Annotated in this window: 16 protein-coding genes; 10 read left to right on the top strand and 6 right to left on the bottom strand. The window is 36.4% G+C overall.

Annotation, left to right across the window (positions count from 1 at the left end; genetic code table 11):
- The first annotated feature begins 587 nt into the window (after positions 1-587).
- From spoIIID to fabZ, 6 genes are all read left to right on the top strand, one after another.
- Positions 588-863: a sporulation transcriptional regulator SpoIIID gene (spoIIID, locus tag GW534_RS00620; RefSeq protein WP_161919117.1), complete on the top strand. Its 276-nt coding sequence runs from the start codon at positions 588-590 to the stop codon at positions 861-863.
- A 238-nt stretch (positions 864-1101) separates the two neighbouring features.
- Positions 1102-2103: a rod shape-determining protein gene (mreB, locus tag GW534_RS00615; RefSeq protein WP_161919116.1), complete on the top strand. Its 1002-nt coding sequence runs from the start codon at positions 1102-1104 to the stop codon at positions 2101-2103.
- 304 nt (positions 2104-2407) lie between these two features.
- Positions 2408-3235: a flagellar hook-basal body protein gene (locus GW534_RS00610; RefSeq protein WP_161919115.1), complete on the top strand. Its 828-nt coding sequence runs from the start codon at positions 2408-2410 to the stop codon at positions 3233-3235.
- A gap of 72 nt (positions 3236-3307) precedes the next feature.
- Positions 3308-4147 (top strand): flagellar hook-basal body protein, encoded by an 840-nt coding sequence (locus tag GW534_RS00605; protein WP_161919114.1) that lies wholly within the window; start codon positions 3308-3310, stop codon positions 4145-4147.
- 215 nt (positions 4148-4362) lie between these two features.
- Positions 4363-4674 carry a DNA-directed RNA polymerase subunit beta gene (locus GW534_RS00600; protein ID WP_312854609.1) on the top strand — a complete coding sequence of 104 codons (312 nt, stop codon included), beginning with the start codon at positions 4363-4365 and terminating at the stop codon, positions 4672-4674.
- A gap of 143 nt (positions 4675-4817) precedes the next feature.
- Complete coding sequence (fabZ, locus tag GW534_RS00595) at positions 4818-5240, top strand: 3-hydroxyacyl-ACP dehydratase FabZ (protein ID WP_161919113.1); 423 nt, start codon at positions 4818-4820, stop codon at positions 5238-5240.
- 71 nt (positions 5241-5311) lie between these two features.
- Here the strand turns inward: fabZ and GW534_RS00590 are convergent, their stop codons facing one another.
- Together GW534_RS00590 and GW534_RS00585 are read right to left on the bottom strand one after the other, a co-directional pair.
- Entirely contained in the window at positions 5312-6862 is a 1551-nt protein-coding gene (locus tag GW534_RS00590) for an LTA synthase family protein (RefSeq protein WP_161919112.1), read from the bottom strand.
- Positions 6855-7172 carry a hypothetical protein gene (locus GW534_RS00585; protein ID WP_161919111.1) on the bottom strand — a complete coding sequence of 106 codons (318 nt, stop codon included), beginning with the start codon at positions 7170-7172 and terminating at the stop codon, positions 6855-6857. The genes GW534_RS00590 and GW534_RS00585 overlap by 8 nt, the downstream gene beginning before the upstream one ends.
- 164 nt (positions 7173-7336) lie before the next feature.
- Between GW534_RS00585 and GW534_RS00580 the strand changes: the two genes are divergently transcribed.
- Positions 7337-7690: a hypothetical protein gene (locus GW534_RS00580; RefSeq protein ID WP_161919110.1), complete on the top strand. Its 354-nt coding sequence runs from the start codon at positions 7337-7339 to the stop codon at positions 7688-7690.
- A gap of 44 nt (positions 7691-7734) precedes the next feature.
- Here the strand turns inward: GW534_RS00580 and GW534_RS00575 are convergent, their stop codons facing one another.
- Positions 7735-8166, bottom strand: coding sequence for a YwpF family protein (locus GW534_RS00575; RefSeq protein ID WP_161919109.1), 432 nt, complete (start codon positions 8164-8166; stop codon positions 7735-7737).
- Between the two features lie 296 nt (positions 8167-8462).
- On the opposite strand from GW534_RS00575, the gene ssb reads away from it, so the two are divergent.
- A complete protein-coding gene (ssb, locus tag GW534_RS00570; RefSeq protein WP_161919108.1) occupies positions 8463-8825 on the top strand; it encodes a single-stranded DNA-binding protein in 363 nt (120 codons plus the stop codon).
- Between the two features lie 39 nt (positions 8826-8864).
- Entirely contained in the window at positions 8865-9032 is a 168-nt protein-coding gene (locus GW534_RS00565; RefSeq protein ID WP_161919107.1) for a hypothetical protein, read from the top strand.
- A gap of 1066 nt (positions 9033-10098) precedes the next feature.
- On the opposite strand, the gene GW534_RS00560 is transcribed toward GW534_RS00565, so the two are convergent.
- The 3 genes from GW534_RS00560 to GW534_RS00550 all read right to left on the bottom strand — a co-directional run bounded on the left by GW534_RS00560 (position 10099) and on the right by GW534_RS00550 (position 16100).
- Positions 10099-13104 (bottom strand): DEAD/DEAH box helicase, encoded by a 3006-nt coding sequence (locus GW534_RS00560; RefSeq protein WP_161919106.1) that lies wholly within the window; start codon positions 13102-13104, stop codon positions 10099-10101.
- On the bottom strand, positions 13076-14677 hold the full coding sequence (locus GW534_RS00555) for a hypothetical protein (protein WP_161919105.1): 1602 nt from the start codon (positions 14675-14677) through the stop codon (positions 13076-13078). The genes GW534_RS00560 and GW534_RS00555 overlap by 29 nt, the downstream gene beginning before the upstream one ends.
- A gap of 784 nt (positions 14678-15461) precedes the next feature.
- Entirely contained in the window at positions 15462-16100 is a 639-nt protein-coding gene (locus GW534_RS00550; RefSeq protein ID WP_161919104.1) for a stage II sporulation protein M, read from the bottom strand.
- A gap of 752 nt (positions 16101-16852) precedes the next feature.
- On the opposite strand from GW534_RS00550, the gene GW534_RS00545 reads away from it, so the two are divergent.
- Positions 16853-17215, top strand: a complete 363-nt coding sequence (locus tag GW534_RS00545; RefSeq protein ID WP_161919103.1) for a GtrA family protein — start codon at positions 16853-16855, stop codon at positions 17213-17215.
- The last annotated feature ends 28 nt before the right edge of the window (positions 17216-17243 follow it).

Here is a 17243-nt window from a genome sequence, read left to right as displayed (position 1 = left end):
CAATTTCCGATATATTTCTCAGGAAATACCACGAAAAATGTCAATGTATATATTTTTTTATAAAAGAATGTAAGAGTTCATCATATTTTGACACGATAGTGATTATTGTTGTCCAGACTTGTTGTCCGACGGAATAAAATATAGGAAATTATTGAAAAAACCGCATCCAACCTTGTCCTTATTCACTTTTTTATGAATATTCTAGTCCTAGAAATAATACAATATTACAAAATTAAAAACCTTATTGGCATTTCAATCATATAAGGAAGCTCATTACATTTTTAATAGTCGGGGGAAATTTCCCCAAAACAATCAACAGGAAGAACATAAGAGAAAGTGTTTGAGGTGAGGATTCGTATTTAAGCAGCTTAGTTGGAATTGTAGACAAAAAGTATTCGTCCTCCAGAAAGCACTGATCGCTTTCTGCCGCATAAAAGAAAAACATAAAATGAAACAAAATACATAATTCAAAAACTATAGCCTAAAAGAGAAAAATATCCCGAACCGTTTATGCGGAGTAATAGCAGTCATCAAAGTAACCACGTGTCCCATTTCACACTTCTCTAATCCAAAGGGAGGCGAGTTGTGTGCACGATTACATCAAAGAAAGAACACTTAAAATTGGGAGATACATCGTGGAGACGAGGAAAACGGTTCGCGTTATAGCGAAAGAGTTTGGAGTATCAAAAAGTACGGTTCATAAGGATCTGACGGAAAGACTACCGGAAATTAATCCAGAATTAGCTAATCAAGTTAAAGAGATTCTGGAATATCATAAATCAATCCGTCATCTTCGTGGGGGAGAAGCCACAAAATTGAAATACAAAAAGGAAGCTAAGAAAGAAACGGTTATGAAAAAATAATACATTTAAAACAGGTGTTAAACAGATAAACACCTGTTTTTTTAATTAATAGAGCAAAAAACCTAGCCGAAATTTACAAAGTCGAAATATAAAATTAATATGTCTTTACAAAATTTGACATAATCCAGTAAAAAATGAAATATATTGACAAAAAATCCTCCATTATTTACTGCGAATATGTTAAAATCAGTAATTAGGGAAGTTTATGAACGGAAAGTTTAAGGAGGAAAATTTAGAGATGTTTGCCAAAGATATTGGGATAGACTTGGGAACTGCAAATGTTGTAATAAATGTAAAAGGAAAAGGCATTGTACTGAATGAACCAGCAGTTGTTGCAATAGACACGAACACAAATAAAGTGTTAGCTGTAGGGGAAGCGGCTCGAAAAATGGTTGGTCGTACTCCTGGGAATATTGTAGCGATTCGTCCGCTAAAAGACGGAGTAATTGCTGACTTTGAAGTTACTGAACAAATGTTGAAACACTTCATTAATAAAATCAATGTAAAAGGCTTTTTATCTAAGCCGCGTATTTTAGTATGTTGTCCAACGAATATTACAAGCGTTGAACAAAAAGCGATTCGTGAAGCAGCAGAAAAAAGTGGCGGTAAAAAAGTATTCTTAGAAGAAGAACCGAAAGTAGCTGCAATTGGTGCCGGAATGGATATTTTCCAACCAAGTGGTAACATGGTCGTTGATATCGGTGGCGGTACAACGGACGTAGCTGTCCTATCAATGGGAGATATTGTAACATCTCAATCCGTTAAAATTGCCGGCGACCAATTTGATATGGATATTCTTAATTATATTAAGAAGAAATATAAACTGTTAATTGGGGAACGTACTGCTGAAAGTATTAAAATCAACATTGGAACAGTTTTCGAAAATTCTCGTGATGAATCAATGGATATTCGTGGACGTGACTTAGTATCTGGATTACCACGTACAATTTCCGTACATTCTTCAGAAGTTGAAGAAGCTTTACGTGAGTCTGTCGAAGTAATTGTACAAGCTGCTAAAAATGTATTGGAAAAAACACCACCTGAGTTATCTGCTGATATTATCGATCGTGGCGTCATCTTAACTGGGGGTGGAGCATTACTCCATGGAATTGATACATTACTAGCTGAAGAGCTAAAAGTTCCTGTTCTAGTTGCTGAAAATCCAATGGATTGTGTAGCTATCGGTACAGGCTTAATGTTAGAAAATGTAGATAAAATTGAAAAACGTAGCCTAGTTTAGTCTGCAAATAAAAATGCTAAATATGAAACGTTTAACAGCTTGCCAATATCGCAAGCTGTTTTTATAAATTTTTCCTAAACCACGCACACCAATTCAATCAAACGTTTGATTAATTATTAAAAGACTATGACATTATTTGACAATTTTAAAATTTTACTGCCTAAAATTGAAAAATCGTTTATAATTAAAGGTAATGATTTTGCACGTTTAAAGGAAAAAACGACTTTTTTCATACATAAAAAATTTTCCAAACTGTTCGGAGACATCCTAATTTATAAAGCAACGGCGGAAAGGGGTTCAACTTATGTTTCGTGGTTTTTATCATGCTGCATCGGGAATGATTACACAGCAGCGTCGCGTAGAAATGTTTACGAATAATTTAGCGAACATTAATACACCTGGTTATAAGGCAGACCAATCATCGGTTCGTGCTTTTCCAGAAATGCTTTTACAACGGTTAGAAACGGAAAAGTCACCTTCAGGACAAGTAACAACAAAAATGTCCCCAGTAGGTTCCATTAATACGGGAGTTTACGTTCAAGATTTAACACCAACATATAAACAAGGGGATCTAAACAAAACAGAATTAAATACCGATGTTGCATTAAACAATATTTTCATGCCAACTAATGCAGAGGGCATTACGGGTAGTATCTTCTTTACAGTGGAAAACCCGGATGGCGGTGTACAGTATACACGGAATGGAAACTTCACATTAGATGGGTATGGCTTTTTAACGAATGCAAACGGACACTATATTTTAGATACAGCGGGAAATCCGATTCAATTAACGAGTGATCAATTTACAGTAACGGCTGATGGTTGGATTCAACAAGGTGGTCAAAATGTGGCCAGACTAGGTATTGCATTTGCAGAAAATCCGAATGAATTAGCTAAATCAGGAGAAGGACTTTTCCAATGGAATAATGGCCAAGCTCTACCTTCTGCTTATGAAAATGGTCAAGTATCTTTCGCGTTACAACAAGGGTATTTAGAGCGTTCGAATGTTGATGCGACAGAGACGATGACTCAAATGCTAGCGGCATATCGTACGTTTGAAGCGAACCAAAAAGTATTACAAGCTTACGACCGTAGTATGGATAAAGCTGTAAATGAGATTGGTAAAATCTAAGTGAGAAAATTGCGCCAATGAACTAAAAATTTCACAACAACATTTCTTGTTTAAATATAGAGGTGAACAGTTTTGAGTCGAATTACATATACCGCAATGAATACGATGAGTCAATTGCAAAAACAGCTAGATATAATTAGTAATAACGTTGCCAATGTCGATACAACAGGATATAAAAAACAACGGGCAAGCTTTCAAGAACTACTCATTCAACAACATAATAATCATCCGTTACGAGATAACTCACCACGGTTGACTCCTCAAGGCGTTCGCATCGGTACAGGTGGAAAAGTTGGTCAAGTTCAAACAGTTGCCAATCAAGGTGCTATCAAAGAAACTGGACGTCCTTTAGATTTTGCTTTAACAGTTCCTAATCAATACTTTAAAGTACTTGCGCCAAATGGTAATGAGTTGAATGTTCATTATACTCGGGACGGGGCATTTTATTTATCACCAATTAATGATACAGAAGTTGCACTTGTAACAAGTGAAGGCCATCGTGTTTTAGATGAAGACAACAATCCGATAATTTTTAATGGTGATCTGACGAATGTATCTTTAGGTGACGATGGTATCGTAACATTTTCCAATGAGCATGGTGCATCAGCTAGCTTCGCCTTAGGCGTGGTTCAAGTTAATAATCCGCAAGCCCTTGTAAAAACAGGTAACAACTTGCTAACGTTACCAGACCATCTCCAAAACGAGGATATTACTATTGATGATTTAATCGTTAATTTAGTAGGTGCAGCTCGTGACCAAATCGGCTTAAATCATCAAGCTCTAGAGCAATCAAACGTAGATTTAATTGAAGAAATGACAAATCTTATTCAAACCCAACGTGCTTATCAATTCCAAGCACGAGCAATTACATTAGCGGATCAAATGTCCGGCTTAGTTAATGGCATTCGCTAATTTAGTAAATAATAACAAGCATGTTTTTTACAACATATCATAAACATAAGTTTAGGGGTTCATTCACTTAAAAATTAAACTGAAATGCTTCACAACATATATCGAGCAAAAATGTTAAACCTCCTTTATTATAAGTGTAAAAAACATTGCTGTACCATTTCGAATGAAAGTGATATAAACTTTCATGCAGTTTATAAAGAGGGGAATGGACGATCGTGGAAAATTTGGATGTTCAACAAAGTGAAACCCGTCAAGAACGACGTCAACAAAAATTAAAAAATGATAAAGAAAAGGTAAAGGGAGAAAAACGAAGCGGAAAAAAGAAAAAAAAGTTACGTGTTAAACTGATTCCTATTTGGTTGCGAATTATTATTGTCTTTGTACTTATAGTTTTGTTCTTCTTTATTGGCACGATGATCGGTTATGGTGTGATTGGTGAAGGCGAAGCTTTTGATGTATTCAAACCATCAACATGGACACATATTACAGATATAATTGATAAAGGTACACCTTCGGAAGCGGAATAGTTTTCACGATAACTATTCCGTATTTTTATTTTGATGCAATTTTACAAAGAAATTAACCGGGACCGCGGGTTGCATTTTCATAATACATATGAGTTAATAAATTCGTACATAATGCCATTCTTTTATAGAGGAGGAAATACATAATGCTTGATATAAATCAAATTAAAGAAATTATCCCTCATCGTTATCCGTTTTTACTAATTGATAAAATCGTTGAAGTTGAAGAGGACAAGCGTGCTGTTGGGATTAAAAATGTAACAGCAAACGAACCGTTTTTCCAAGGTCATTTTCCTGACTATCCGGTAATGCCAGGTGTGCTAATCGTTGAAGCATTAGCTCAAGTTGGTGCTGTGGCAATTTTAGGTAAAGAAGAAAACCGTGGAAAGCTTGCATTATTTGCAGGCATTGACAATTGCCGCTTTAAACGCCAAGTAAAACCAGGTGATACATTACGTCTAGAAGTTGAAATTACGCGCGTTCGCGGACCAATCGGAAAAGGTCGCGCTATTGCAACAGTAGATGGAGAAGTAGCTTGCCAAACAGATATAATGTTTGCGATTCAATAATAATGAAAAAAGTCCAAGATTCATGATTATTCCATGTTCTTGGACTTCTATTTTTAGTGAAAAATGAGATATTACTCTACATTTGCTTGCTCCATTAATTTTAAAAAATCATCTTGTAAAATATATTGATTGTAGTAAAGTGAGCTTTTATCTAACTCACGGTTTACATATTCATAGCCTAACTCTTCAACAAGTGTTGGTTTATCTGAAAAAAGATTTGTCCCAAAACCAAGCCGATCCCCGTCAATGTTCACCCCAATACTCGCGAGGATGGTTGGATATAGATCGAAATTAGTAAATTGTCGATTATGTGGATAAATCGGCTCTATTACTGAACTAATAAAAACATTATATGTAGTTCTAACGTAGTCATCTGGAATCTTTGATTCATAATAATCGACCGGCTGCATACTGATGTGGTCACCTACGATAACTAAAGTTGTATCTTTGAAAAACTCTTGTTTTTGTACCCACGCAACAAAATCATGCACTTGTTTTGAAGCGTGAGCATGGACGTTTTCATACTGAGTTGGGAATATGATATCTGCTTCACTTTCTAAAAACCCATCAGGAAAATGTGTATTTACTGTTAAAAGAGAAAGATGAAACGGCTGCTCGCTATTAGCATAGTCAGTAAGGATTTCCTTTGCCCATTTAAATAAATTCGAATCATCAAAACCCCAACCGACTCGTTCGTCCTCTGTCATCCTTCCCTCAGCTATTGCTCGCTTAACATCAAAAATCTCATAATTGCCATGTTTTGTATAATATTGATCCCGCCCACCGTAGCCAGCGTCAGATCCGACTAATAATCCAAGTCTATACCCTTCCTTTTTTAAAATATCGCCTAACGTATAAGCACCAGCTAAAAAGTTTTCCGAGTTCGTATAATCATTCCCGTCTATTGGGATACTTAAAGGAATTCCGGCCGTAAGTGATACGAGTGCTGCAACAGTCCATTGCGTCCGTGATGCAGGAAGAGCACCGCCAATTTTATCCGAATGAGAAAAATTTAAATGCTTTTCCGCCAGCGCTCTTAATTCAGGCATCACATCGTATTCCCATCCTCCACCAACTTTCTGGTCCATCATTGTATTTTCGACAGATTCCAAATAGAGCACAATTAAATTTCTTTTATTCTCGGGAAACGTAATCTTTACATCTCTTCCATCGATATAATAGTCCTCATATATAGAAGAGTATTCAGAAACTCTTTTCATATAATCTGCAATTCCAATAATTTGATACGAAAAAAAGATTACTAAAACAAGCGTAACAATTGCGTACGATGTTTTATGTTTATAAAGCATTTTTAAAGGAAAGGCATTAATACGATATTTTCTATTTCGAAAGTATAGTTCAACAATAAATTGCTTTTTTGTAGCAAAAATTGTGGGCGAAATGAGAATAAAAAAGACGATGAAAAAGGGAAAAATAATTTGCACGATAGCAGACATAAAAATATCAGGTGATGCACCTTTTAATCCGTAAAAAATTGTGAAAATGATTTCATCAATACTTTGATTAGAAAAATTTGCTTGTAAGTAAATAGTTACTGTAATAATCATTGTTGCGATAAGAAGAAACAGCCCTGTTGCAAGTGTCCTTATCCTGTTAATCATTTTCGGTATTCTCCACCTTCAGTTTTACTTTAAAATTTAGTTCAATAAATCTGTAGGCAATGACGATGATTATAACTACAACCACAGCAGTTAAGCAATATTTAATGGTAAACAATGGTGTAAACAAAAAATCTTGCCGCCCTTTGAAAAAATATAAAATAGCATAACAAATACAATTTGTCACTAAATTAAATAATACAGTAATACCGAGAGCCTCAAGAATGGAAAGTGTTTTATTGGTAAATTTTACGTATAAAAGTATTCCGATAATAGATGGGAAAATGAGTGCCATGATTTCATTAAATACCAAAGGAAATTCTCCTTTCATAGTCTAGGGAACTATCCTATTTATAACTATTGCCATTAAGTGGTAAGTGTAGACTTTTTTACATGCAAATTTTTAAAAAGTTTGGGCAACATAACAATTGACCCTATAAAAGGGAAATACTTATACATGTAGAAAGGAGTAAAACAATGACTCGTTGGATAAAAATATTAGGTACTTCAATTTTAGCTTCAGCATTGTTATTTGGTTGTGCAAATAATGAAGAAGACCCAGCCCCTCCCGCAGATAATAATGTAGACGAGAATCAAGATTTGAATGATACAAATGTAGATGATGGCTTAATGGAAGATGATAACGTCAATGATAATGATCGTGGTACGAACGATGATGACGGATTACTAGAGGATAACCGAGACGACGGGGTTTTAGACAATGATGGCAGAAATGATGATGATATTCTCGATGAAAACAATCGAGGCAATGAAGAAGATATCATTGAAGATCCAAAAGACGTGCGTGATAAAGACCTAAAAGATGAATAATTTTTTTGTGCAAATTTAAAAGGGGGAAATTTCCCCCCCTGTTTTTATACTCTCTTACTACGTATTATTTTTGTCTTATCTTTCATCTTTTGTTTAAAGGAGGTGAGTAATTCATTACCGTCCAGCCCGGTTTCTAATAAAGCCTCTAATAGTTGCTCAGCATAACCGGTTGTCCGATCTAATTTACCTTCAAATAAAATACTTACATTATCCCCAATTTCTTTTTGCGAAATGATTTGAACAATGAATGGAGCGGGTTCATTATCTTTCTTTGTTATGACCGTATACACTGGAATTTTCTCTTCTGCTGAAAAATCTTTAAATAGTTCCTGATATTTCTTTTCTACAAATATTTCAATAATCCACGTATTTATCTCATTTTCTTTATTAATGATTAGTGCATCAATTAATGGGATTGAAACAACATCACCTTTTTTATCTACTAAATAAAATGAAACTAATTTAAAGGTCTTCAACAAGCTCCCCCCTAAAAGTCAGACTCCTCTTGATTTTACTTTACCACTTTTTTTCTGATTTTTCACTTTATTTTAGTAAAAGTACATTGCTTTTTTAGTAAAAATCGATTTATAAAAAAATGTTGATGTTTGTAAAATTGATTTTTTGAAAGTTGAATTTAGTAAAAAAGGATTATTTAGGCTCGATTTTGCTAGTAAAACTATAGTAAAAACATATCAAAATTGAAAAATCACAATTTTACAAAGGATGAGTAATGGACTAGAATGAAGGCAACAAAGCGAAAGGGGGGAAACAATTGATTAATCAGGTGACACTCGTTGGCAGACTAACGAAAGATCCGGAATTAAAAATTACACAAGATGGTATTGCAGTCGCAAATGTCACCTTAGCCGTTAGTCGTAATTTTAAAAACAGTAATGGAGAAGTCGAAACAGATTTTGTCCAATGTACTCTTTGGCGGAAAACGGCCGAAAACACTGTCCAATATTGTCGGAAAGGGACAATTGTTGGAATAACCGGCCGAATCCAAACGAGAAGCTACGAAAATCACGAAGGTAGAAAAGTTTACGTCACCGATGTTGTCGCAGATAATGTTCGTTTCCTAAGTAGCAAACCACAAGAGCGAGAAGAAAAAGTAATCGCAGCTAGTCAATCTTAAGAGGATTGAATCGTAGCTTTGTGAAAGGAGGGAGGTGGTATGTCAGAAAAGTTGGATTCCAACCATCAACTTGAAGAAATGGTCCAATTACTGATCCGAATATTAGGCAAAACAAATCAAAAAATTGTTGAACTTGAAGAAAGATTGAAACAACTGGAATTAGAAAAAGAGGATGAATATCGAAAAATTGAGAAGAAAACAGGATAAGGAGTTATAGGAAAAGGATTAATTTTTTTCTGAGGGATATTAAATAGTTTGGAGATATTCAGAAGTAAAAGGGAACAAAAAAACGGTAAAAATAATTTTTAAAGGCAAGGTATATATTAAAGTATTTAAACGACGCAAAGGAAAATAAGGGAGTATTTGCATCAGACGTTGAAGTTGATTTGGGAGATAAGCATTTTGAAAAAGAGGCAGAGTAAAACTTTGTTTTAAGGAAAAATTAAATATAGGGTTACTGAAGGAAAATATTTGTGGGTAAATTTGTGACACAAAATAGATCAGAAAATCCCATCACTAATTTCTTTTGGTTCCTCTAAATTATCCTTCCAACAAGCCAGGTGCAAGACATCTGGCTTTTTTTTATTTTCTAGAGGCGGGGGATAATGGACAAAATGGGATAGAAGTCGGTTTGAAATGTCCTCGAGACGCGTGATCGGTGACAAAATCTGTATGTAGAATTTATAAAATGTCTTCGAGACGCGTCCTCGATGCCAAAACGTGCATATAGAATTTATAAAATGTCTTCGAGACGCGTCCTCGATGCCAAAATGTGGATGCAGAATTTATAAAATGTCTTCGAGACGCGTGATCGGTGACAAAATGTGGATGAAGAATTTAGAAAATGTCCCCGAGACGCGTCCTCGATGCCAAAACGTGAATGTAGAATTTATAAAATGTCTTCGAGACGCGTCCTCGATGCCAAAACGTGAATGTAGAATTTATAAAATGTCTTCGAGACGCGTCCTCGGTGACAAAATGTGGATGAAGAATTTAGAAAATGTCCCCGAGACGCGTCCTCGATGCCAAAATGTGAAAGTAGAAATGAGAAAATGTCCTCGAGATAGGTTCTCGATGCCAAAACGTGAAAGTAGAAATGAGAAAATGTCCTCGAGATGCAACAAGGGGACGGGTTCCTTGTATCATTTTCTGAATACAAAATTGAAGCCATGTAAATAAATTTAACTGCAAAGTGAAACATGAGGTCTGTCCCTGTGAACCACCACCCTGGACCCGACAACAAAAAAGGAACACGGGCTTTTCCCGTGTCCCATTAATCCAATCGTAATATATCAAACAATTCATCATCCGACATATCAACAATCCATTGATCACTTTGAATAATTTCTTCATTCAATGCTTGTTTTTTCTCAAGCATCGCGTCGACTTTTTCCTCCAGCGTACCTGTTGCAATAAACTTATGCACGTGAACGAATTTCGTCTGCCCGATTCGATAGGCCCGGTCTGTCGCCTGGTTTTCTACAGCTGGATTCCACCAACGGTCATAGTGAATCACGTGGTTAGCGGCCGTTAAATTCAAACCAGTACCACCGGCTTTCAACGACAACAATAAGATTGGAAAATCGCGATTTTGAAACTCAGCAATCATCGTATCCCGTTGTTGTTTACTCGTACTTCCGTTTAAAAACGGCACCCGCACGCCATATCGCTCTTCTAGTACAGATTGAATAATCTCACCCATGCCAATATACTGGGTAAAAATTAACCCACTTTCATTTTGGTCTAACACCGTATCAAAAATTTCCACTAACTTTTCCAATTTAGTTGAACGTTTAATTAATTCCTCACTCGATGACCAATTCGACTCCTTCAAGTACAACGCCGGATGATTACATAGTTGCTTCAACCTTCCTAACAATTGCAACACCAACCCTCGACGCTGAAATCCAGATAATTCAGCAATCCGGTCAAACGTATCTTTCACAACCTGCTCGTAAATCGCAGCCTGCTCACCCGTCAATGGACAATAGGCCTTTTGTTCAATTTTATCTGGTAAATTCAATGCCACTTCTTCGTCCTTTTTCGTACGGCGCAATAAGAACGGGCGAATTAATCTACGTAACTCTTCAATTTTTTCCTCATTATGTTCCCGTTCTATCGGCACAACAAACCGTTCCTGGAAGCGGGCGAGACTTCCTAAATACCCTTTATTAATAAAATCAAAAATCGACCATAACTCTGTTAAGCGGTTTTCCATCGGTGTACCTGTCAAAGCAATATGATGTTCGCCTCGTAACTTCCGAATCGCGCGAGACTGCTTCGTTGCCGCATTTTTAATATTTTGCGCTTCATCTAACACAATCGTACCCCATCGGACCGAAGACAACTCCTCAAAGTCTAGATGGGATAAGCCATATGTTGTTAAGACGACATCATACTGTTCAGAATCCAATAATTCCACTTGCCCGGATCCATCGCCACCATCAAACAATCCCGTAAACTTCTCACCCTTCGCCCGATTCGCACCATAATGTAAATACACATTCAGGCTAGGTGCAAATTTCTCCAATTCCTTTTGCCAGTTTCCTAACACAGAAGTCGGACAAATAATTAACGTTGGTCCAGCCTCCGGGTTCCGTTCCTTCACTAACAATAAATACGAAATCAACTGAATCGTTTTACCAAGCCCCATATCATCGGCTAAACAGGCACCGAAGCCATACTCCCGCAAGAAATACAACCAGTTCATCCCTTTACGTTGGTATGGCCGCAATTCGCCTACCAAAGCATCCGGTACATCTAACTCCGGTAGCTCCGACAAATCAACTAAGTTTTCAACAAAATTTCGCAGTTTCGGATGAAGTTCAATTTGAATTCGCGCAAACACATTCGGATCGTTTTCCTCATCCACTACATCCTCCCCAGCTATCTCATCATCCCCATACAGCAACTGCTGCTGAATTAAATCTTGGACCCGCATACCTTCCTTATCAGCTTTTTCCATCAACGTCTGCATTCTCCGAATAAACTCAGAGTCCAACTTCATCCATTGCCCATTAATATTCACGATGCGTCGATTTTCCTCCAACAGCCTGCGAAACTCAGCTTCCGACAAATCGACATTATTCATCGATACACGCCACTCGAAATTCAACAGCGCATCTAAGCCAACAAAGGACGGTCCCGATGACCCCGACTTTACTTGTGCCTTCAAGCGCATATTGGCACTTTTCAACGATTCCCACCATGATGGTAAAAGAATTTCCACACCAAGGAGCAATAACTTTTCACTTTCACTTGTTAAAAAATCAAGGGCCTCGTCTTCAAAAAGTTCTTCCTTAATAAGAAGGGGAGGTCGCGCCACATCTTCCAACTCAAACTCCTCATCTAAAGTAAAATCAACGTCTTCATTTGCCAACCATGGTATAAAACGACAAATTCGTCTTTGTTCCTCAACAATTTCCTCCGCGAAGGCCTGCCAACGTTTTGGAATCCGCACCCCACGTCCAGCGCGATTTTTTAACACAATTACCGTATCCGGCTTTTTGCGATCCCGTAAAATCGTCGTCAACCGCCACATGTCGTGATCTTCCTGCGGTTCTTCAAGCTGCAGCGCAAATGTAAACGGCAACCCGCTTTCTTCAATTCCAACCCATTGTAAAAAGCGCTTTTTATCAAAGAAGGAAGCTAAATCCATCCCTTGTTCCAATGCATTTTCCAACACGGCTTTTTTCTCACGCCAGTTTCGTTCAGCAAGGGGCTTCCGGGATAAAAAGATCTCAACTCCGTCATTGAACAAATTGGAAACAAATTCGCGCATACTCACCGATTCCGGCTCAAAACCATCGTCATACCAACCACTTACTTTCGTTTCCCAAAAGCCAGGTAAAAATTCCTCCCAAACTTGTTCCGGCACTCGCCACTGAAAACTACCTTCACTCCAAGCGTCAAAATCCGGACCGAACTCTCCTTTAACAATACTTTCATAAATAACAGGGGAGATCGCCATCATCGTTTGGGAAAAATCATCAAAATCCCAACGGACAAATTCGTTAAAAGGTTCCATACCGAATAGTTCCAACGTATCAAACGTATTGATCGTCACACCTTCAACCCGCATCGTCTGACTTGAGCCAACGACTATATCAACTTCATTCGGCTTTAAAATTGATCCGTAAAAAGTTCCCTCATGCCATTGGAATAGCGGCTCCACCCACTGCTGGCAACTGGCAACTCCATTATCATTATAGGCGTATAGAAAAAAGAACCCTTTTCGAAGTGGTATGCAATTAACTTCGTACTGCTTGATCTTCAACATAAATTAACTTTCCCCTTTGAATTTCTTCTTGAAAGGCGCGTAGCCGTTTCGTTTCTTCTAACAGATTTTCCAAATAATATTCCCAAGTCGTTTCCTTTTTTAACTTTTTATAAATCGTCCGTAACTTTTTCAAATACCGGACCGCCTCTTTATAACTTTTACGATTTTTCCGTTCAATCGCTTGGACTACTTCACGATGATAGTAAGGAAGTAAACATTCCGGCGCTTCCTTTTGAATAATCCGTAACTGTTCGGTACTCGGTTGCCAAAATCCAGATACTTGTAAAAAGTCGAGCATCCGACCATATTCTTTCCATTCAAAATATAAATTAGCTAACCGTTGTCTACTGTATGGAAGCATTTTAATTAATACTTGTTCATGTAAATCGAAGGATGAGGTTTGTTCAGAAATTCGTTCAAAAATCGAATCAACATAACTCATAAAACGCCACGGATTATCCGCTTGTTCCATATATTTTTTTACATTTTGAATAAAGGTCGGCGCAAGTCTTTCGGCACTAATCCATTCATTTCGTTCAACAAAGTAAAACATATAATCTAAAACATAAACAAATTGCTTTGCATCAGCAGATTCAATCGCTTCAATGGCTTGCTTTACTTGACCGGACATTAGTAAGTGGAACGAATAGGCCACTCGCCATGATGAGTTTGGATTACTTTTAGCGGCAGCTCTTTCTGCAAACTCTAACTCTTCTTCACGCAACTTCTTTTGTTGAAATAAATTTTGCCAAAGTAACCAATAAATGCGTAATACTGTACGATCAAAGGCCCCTTGTAAAAAGAGCAGTTCCCGTACATTGCCGCGTAACTTTTCACATATCGGATCATAGGAAAAGGGAAGGGGTTTTGGTAACTGAGGCGTTACCGTTTCTATATTGGCGTAGATCGCATCCATCAGTTGCCCGCACATATCCTCGATCTCTTGATAACTGTAACGGCTCGAAATAAACCAGTCCAACAGCCTTTCTAATAAACGCACATTTACAACAATTTGAAACAGCTTTTGATATTCATACCCCGCACCATGATAGATCATTAATTTTTTTGCCAAAACTAAACCGTGCAGATTTAAAAGATAAGGAGCCATCGATTTATTTGATAAAATTTCTTTTTCAAAAAGCTTGTCTGTTAAATCAATCCATTGTTGATATAAATCTGTTTCGCGGCTCGAACTTTGTGTCGCCACGGTCTGCGTTTCGTTTTTTTCTTCAAAATCATGATGAGACTTCCACTCTGCGATCCACTGATTCGCATTATCTCTTTCGCTATACATGGAAAAGAAGCATGCCACCATATGCTTGCACAACTTTTGATTACAACTGCACGTATTTAATGAAAATAAATGGGTGTGAAATAAACAATTAAATTTTTCTTCATCATAAACCGATGCCATGATGAAATTTTTTTCCACAAATACATCTTGAATCATCCCTTCCTGAAAAAGGGCGAGTCCATCTTCAACCTTTTGAAGGTCATCCGCTTGATGTGGATTTAAATTGTTGATTAAAAAATCACTATACTTATGTAAAAACAGTGACGGAACCGAACTCACTGAACAAATCCTCCTTGGAATATGTTGACCGCAATTTGCTGAGGCGGCCATCTCCGTAAAATTCTTTATTTCTTTATTATACCAATAATTTGCTTGTTTTTTTAGTGGGGAAAGAAATAGAAAGATTATTGTAGTTAATACCTTTAGAAAGTATCTGAAATTTAGTTAAGGAAAGGACTTGTTTATTTGGCTGGGGGACTTGCAATTTCGGGAAATCGCACAAATTTTGTAGATTTCGCACAAAAATGGAGGGAAATCGCACGAAATTTGTGGTTTTCGCACAAATAACAGGAAAAATCGCACAATATCTATGAAAATCAATCGTGTTTTAAAGGAAGAGGCAAAAAAAGCAGTGAAAGGATAGTATTTTTAAGAAAAAATCGCTCATAGACATGGTTATATTGCTCATAGGTGAGGTGAATTCGCTCATAGGTTGAAAGCATCAACTTTTTCAAAATACTTTCGCTCATAGACCAATGGAAGTCGCTCCTAGATGAGGCGAAGTCGCTCGTAGAATACCGATTCGCTCATAGGTTGAAAAAGTCGCTCATTAAATCGGTCAACTCGCTCCATAAATTAACAAAATCGCTCCAAAAACAGGACGAATCGCTCATAGAATTGATCAAACACGAAAACAGCGTCACTTTTCGTTATTGAATAAAATCCCATATCAACAAATCCTCTAAATTAGTAACGTATCATCATTAAAATCCACGTCTAAAAAACAAAATCGACCTACCATCATATAGCAGGTCGAAAAAGACGCGCACCTTACATCATAAAATTACATTCCATTACCAAGCCCAACAAGATCCATAAGTTGCGGTGTAATAAAGGCTTCAATAATGGCTGCAATCACCAATAACGGCACAACGACAAATACAAAGGTTTTCCCCGCATTCGCTGCACATTTCCGAAAAGAATACTCACTGTTATTAAGTTTTCGATAAATACCTACCGATAAATAAAACGCAATGGCACCTGATAAAATAACCGCCGGAATTTCAAAAATACCGTGTGGAAGAATTCCCGACATAAACATCGTAAAAATGGAAACTTCACTCGCATTTATGTTCATAAAGGCAAATAAGACGCCAATAATCGCTCCATTTACAAATAAAATACTAAGTGCTGGTAAAAAAAGTGGAATAAATCCAGTAGCAGCAATTAATAATGATGCCCGCGTGTTGTTCACAAACAGACCGATAGCAAGCGGAATAGGGGACAAATCCGGACTTAACAAATCGGTTTCTTCGAACATTTCATAAATTTTAAGCATAAGCTCATTCAACAAGCCTTCATTATTTTGCATGTAAAAATAGCTTAGGAATCCTGCGATGATAAAGAACAAGAATAAGCCAATAAAGGTTTTTAAGTAAGCCGTCTTAAACAAATCCCACTGTTCCTGATAAATTTTTTTCAAAATGAAACCTCCTAATTACGGTTCAAATCATCGTAAAATGTCCATCTACAAAAGATTCTATCTTACAAATGAAATGATGTGCAAGGAATAAATTCGAAAATGATAATGATGGGAAAAATCCCACCATTCTCTCTAGAAAAAAAGAGGCACTCATCCTAAAAAACTAGGACAGGCCTCTTTTCAAACATATATATTTTAAGGAACTAATTTTTTTACAATAGGAATACGTCTAATGATCGCGATTATAACTGCACTTAAAACAAAAGTAATTAATATATTTAAAGGAATCCCAATGAGTGGAAAAAGAAAATACCGCTTTGTGCGCGGCATACAAATAAAATATTACACTTCAGCCAACGAGGGAAATGACGACGTCTTTTAGAAAAATTCTAACGTAACATATAGAAGAAGCCTCAATAAGTTGAGGCTATTTGAATATATTACGATTTGTTAGTTGGTTGAACTAACTTTTCAAATATTGGTACCAAATACAATGAAATAAAGTTATTTCGAAATATTATTATAATTTAAAACTGATACGTTTATTTGGTATTTGTAGAAAATTATACTTATATTATATAGCTAAAAAGAATATGATGATATCATGTAATAAATTTATTACGTATTAATGGAAAACTATGATATGATATTGCTCGGTAGAAGTTTGTGATGTAAAAAAGTTTTTTAGATAGTATTCGAAAAAACTAATAGTAGGCCATCTATATTAACGGTAAAAGAACTGGAGACTTATTATGAAAGTATTTGCTAAGTTTGGCTTTGTTGGTATATTTAATACTATTATAACAATATGCACATATATAATCTTAGTGCATCTTGGTGTATATTACATTTTTGCAAACATTATAGGCTATATTCTCGGTGTAATCAATAGCTTTTACTGGAATAAAAATTGGGTCTTTCAAGTTACAGATCGGAAAAATCATCTATTTTTAAAGTTTGTAATCGTAAATTTAATTACGTTAATAGTCAACAATATCGTCTTATATGCTTTAGTTAACTACTTAAGTATCGGTGCCATAATCGCACAAATTTTTGCAACAGGTGTAGGAATGGTACTTAATTTCTTCTTAAATAAATTATGGACATTTAAATAATAGGACAATTAGCATATAATTATTATTA

Source organism: Pallidibacillus pasinlerensis, assembly GCF_009996845.1.
In the GTDB taxonomy this organism is placed as follows: domain Bacteria; phylum Bacillota; class Bacilli; order Bacillales; family Caldibacillaceae; genus Pallidibacillus; species Pallidibacillus pasinlerensis.
Note: the sequence above shows the minus strand (reverse complement) of the source record. Positions and strands in the feature narration are given on the sequence as shown.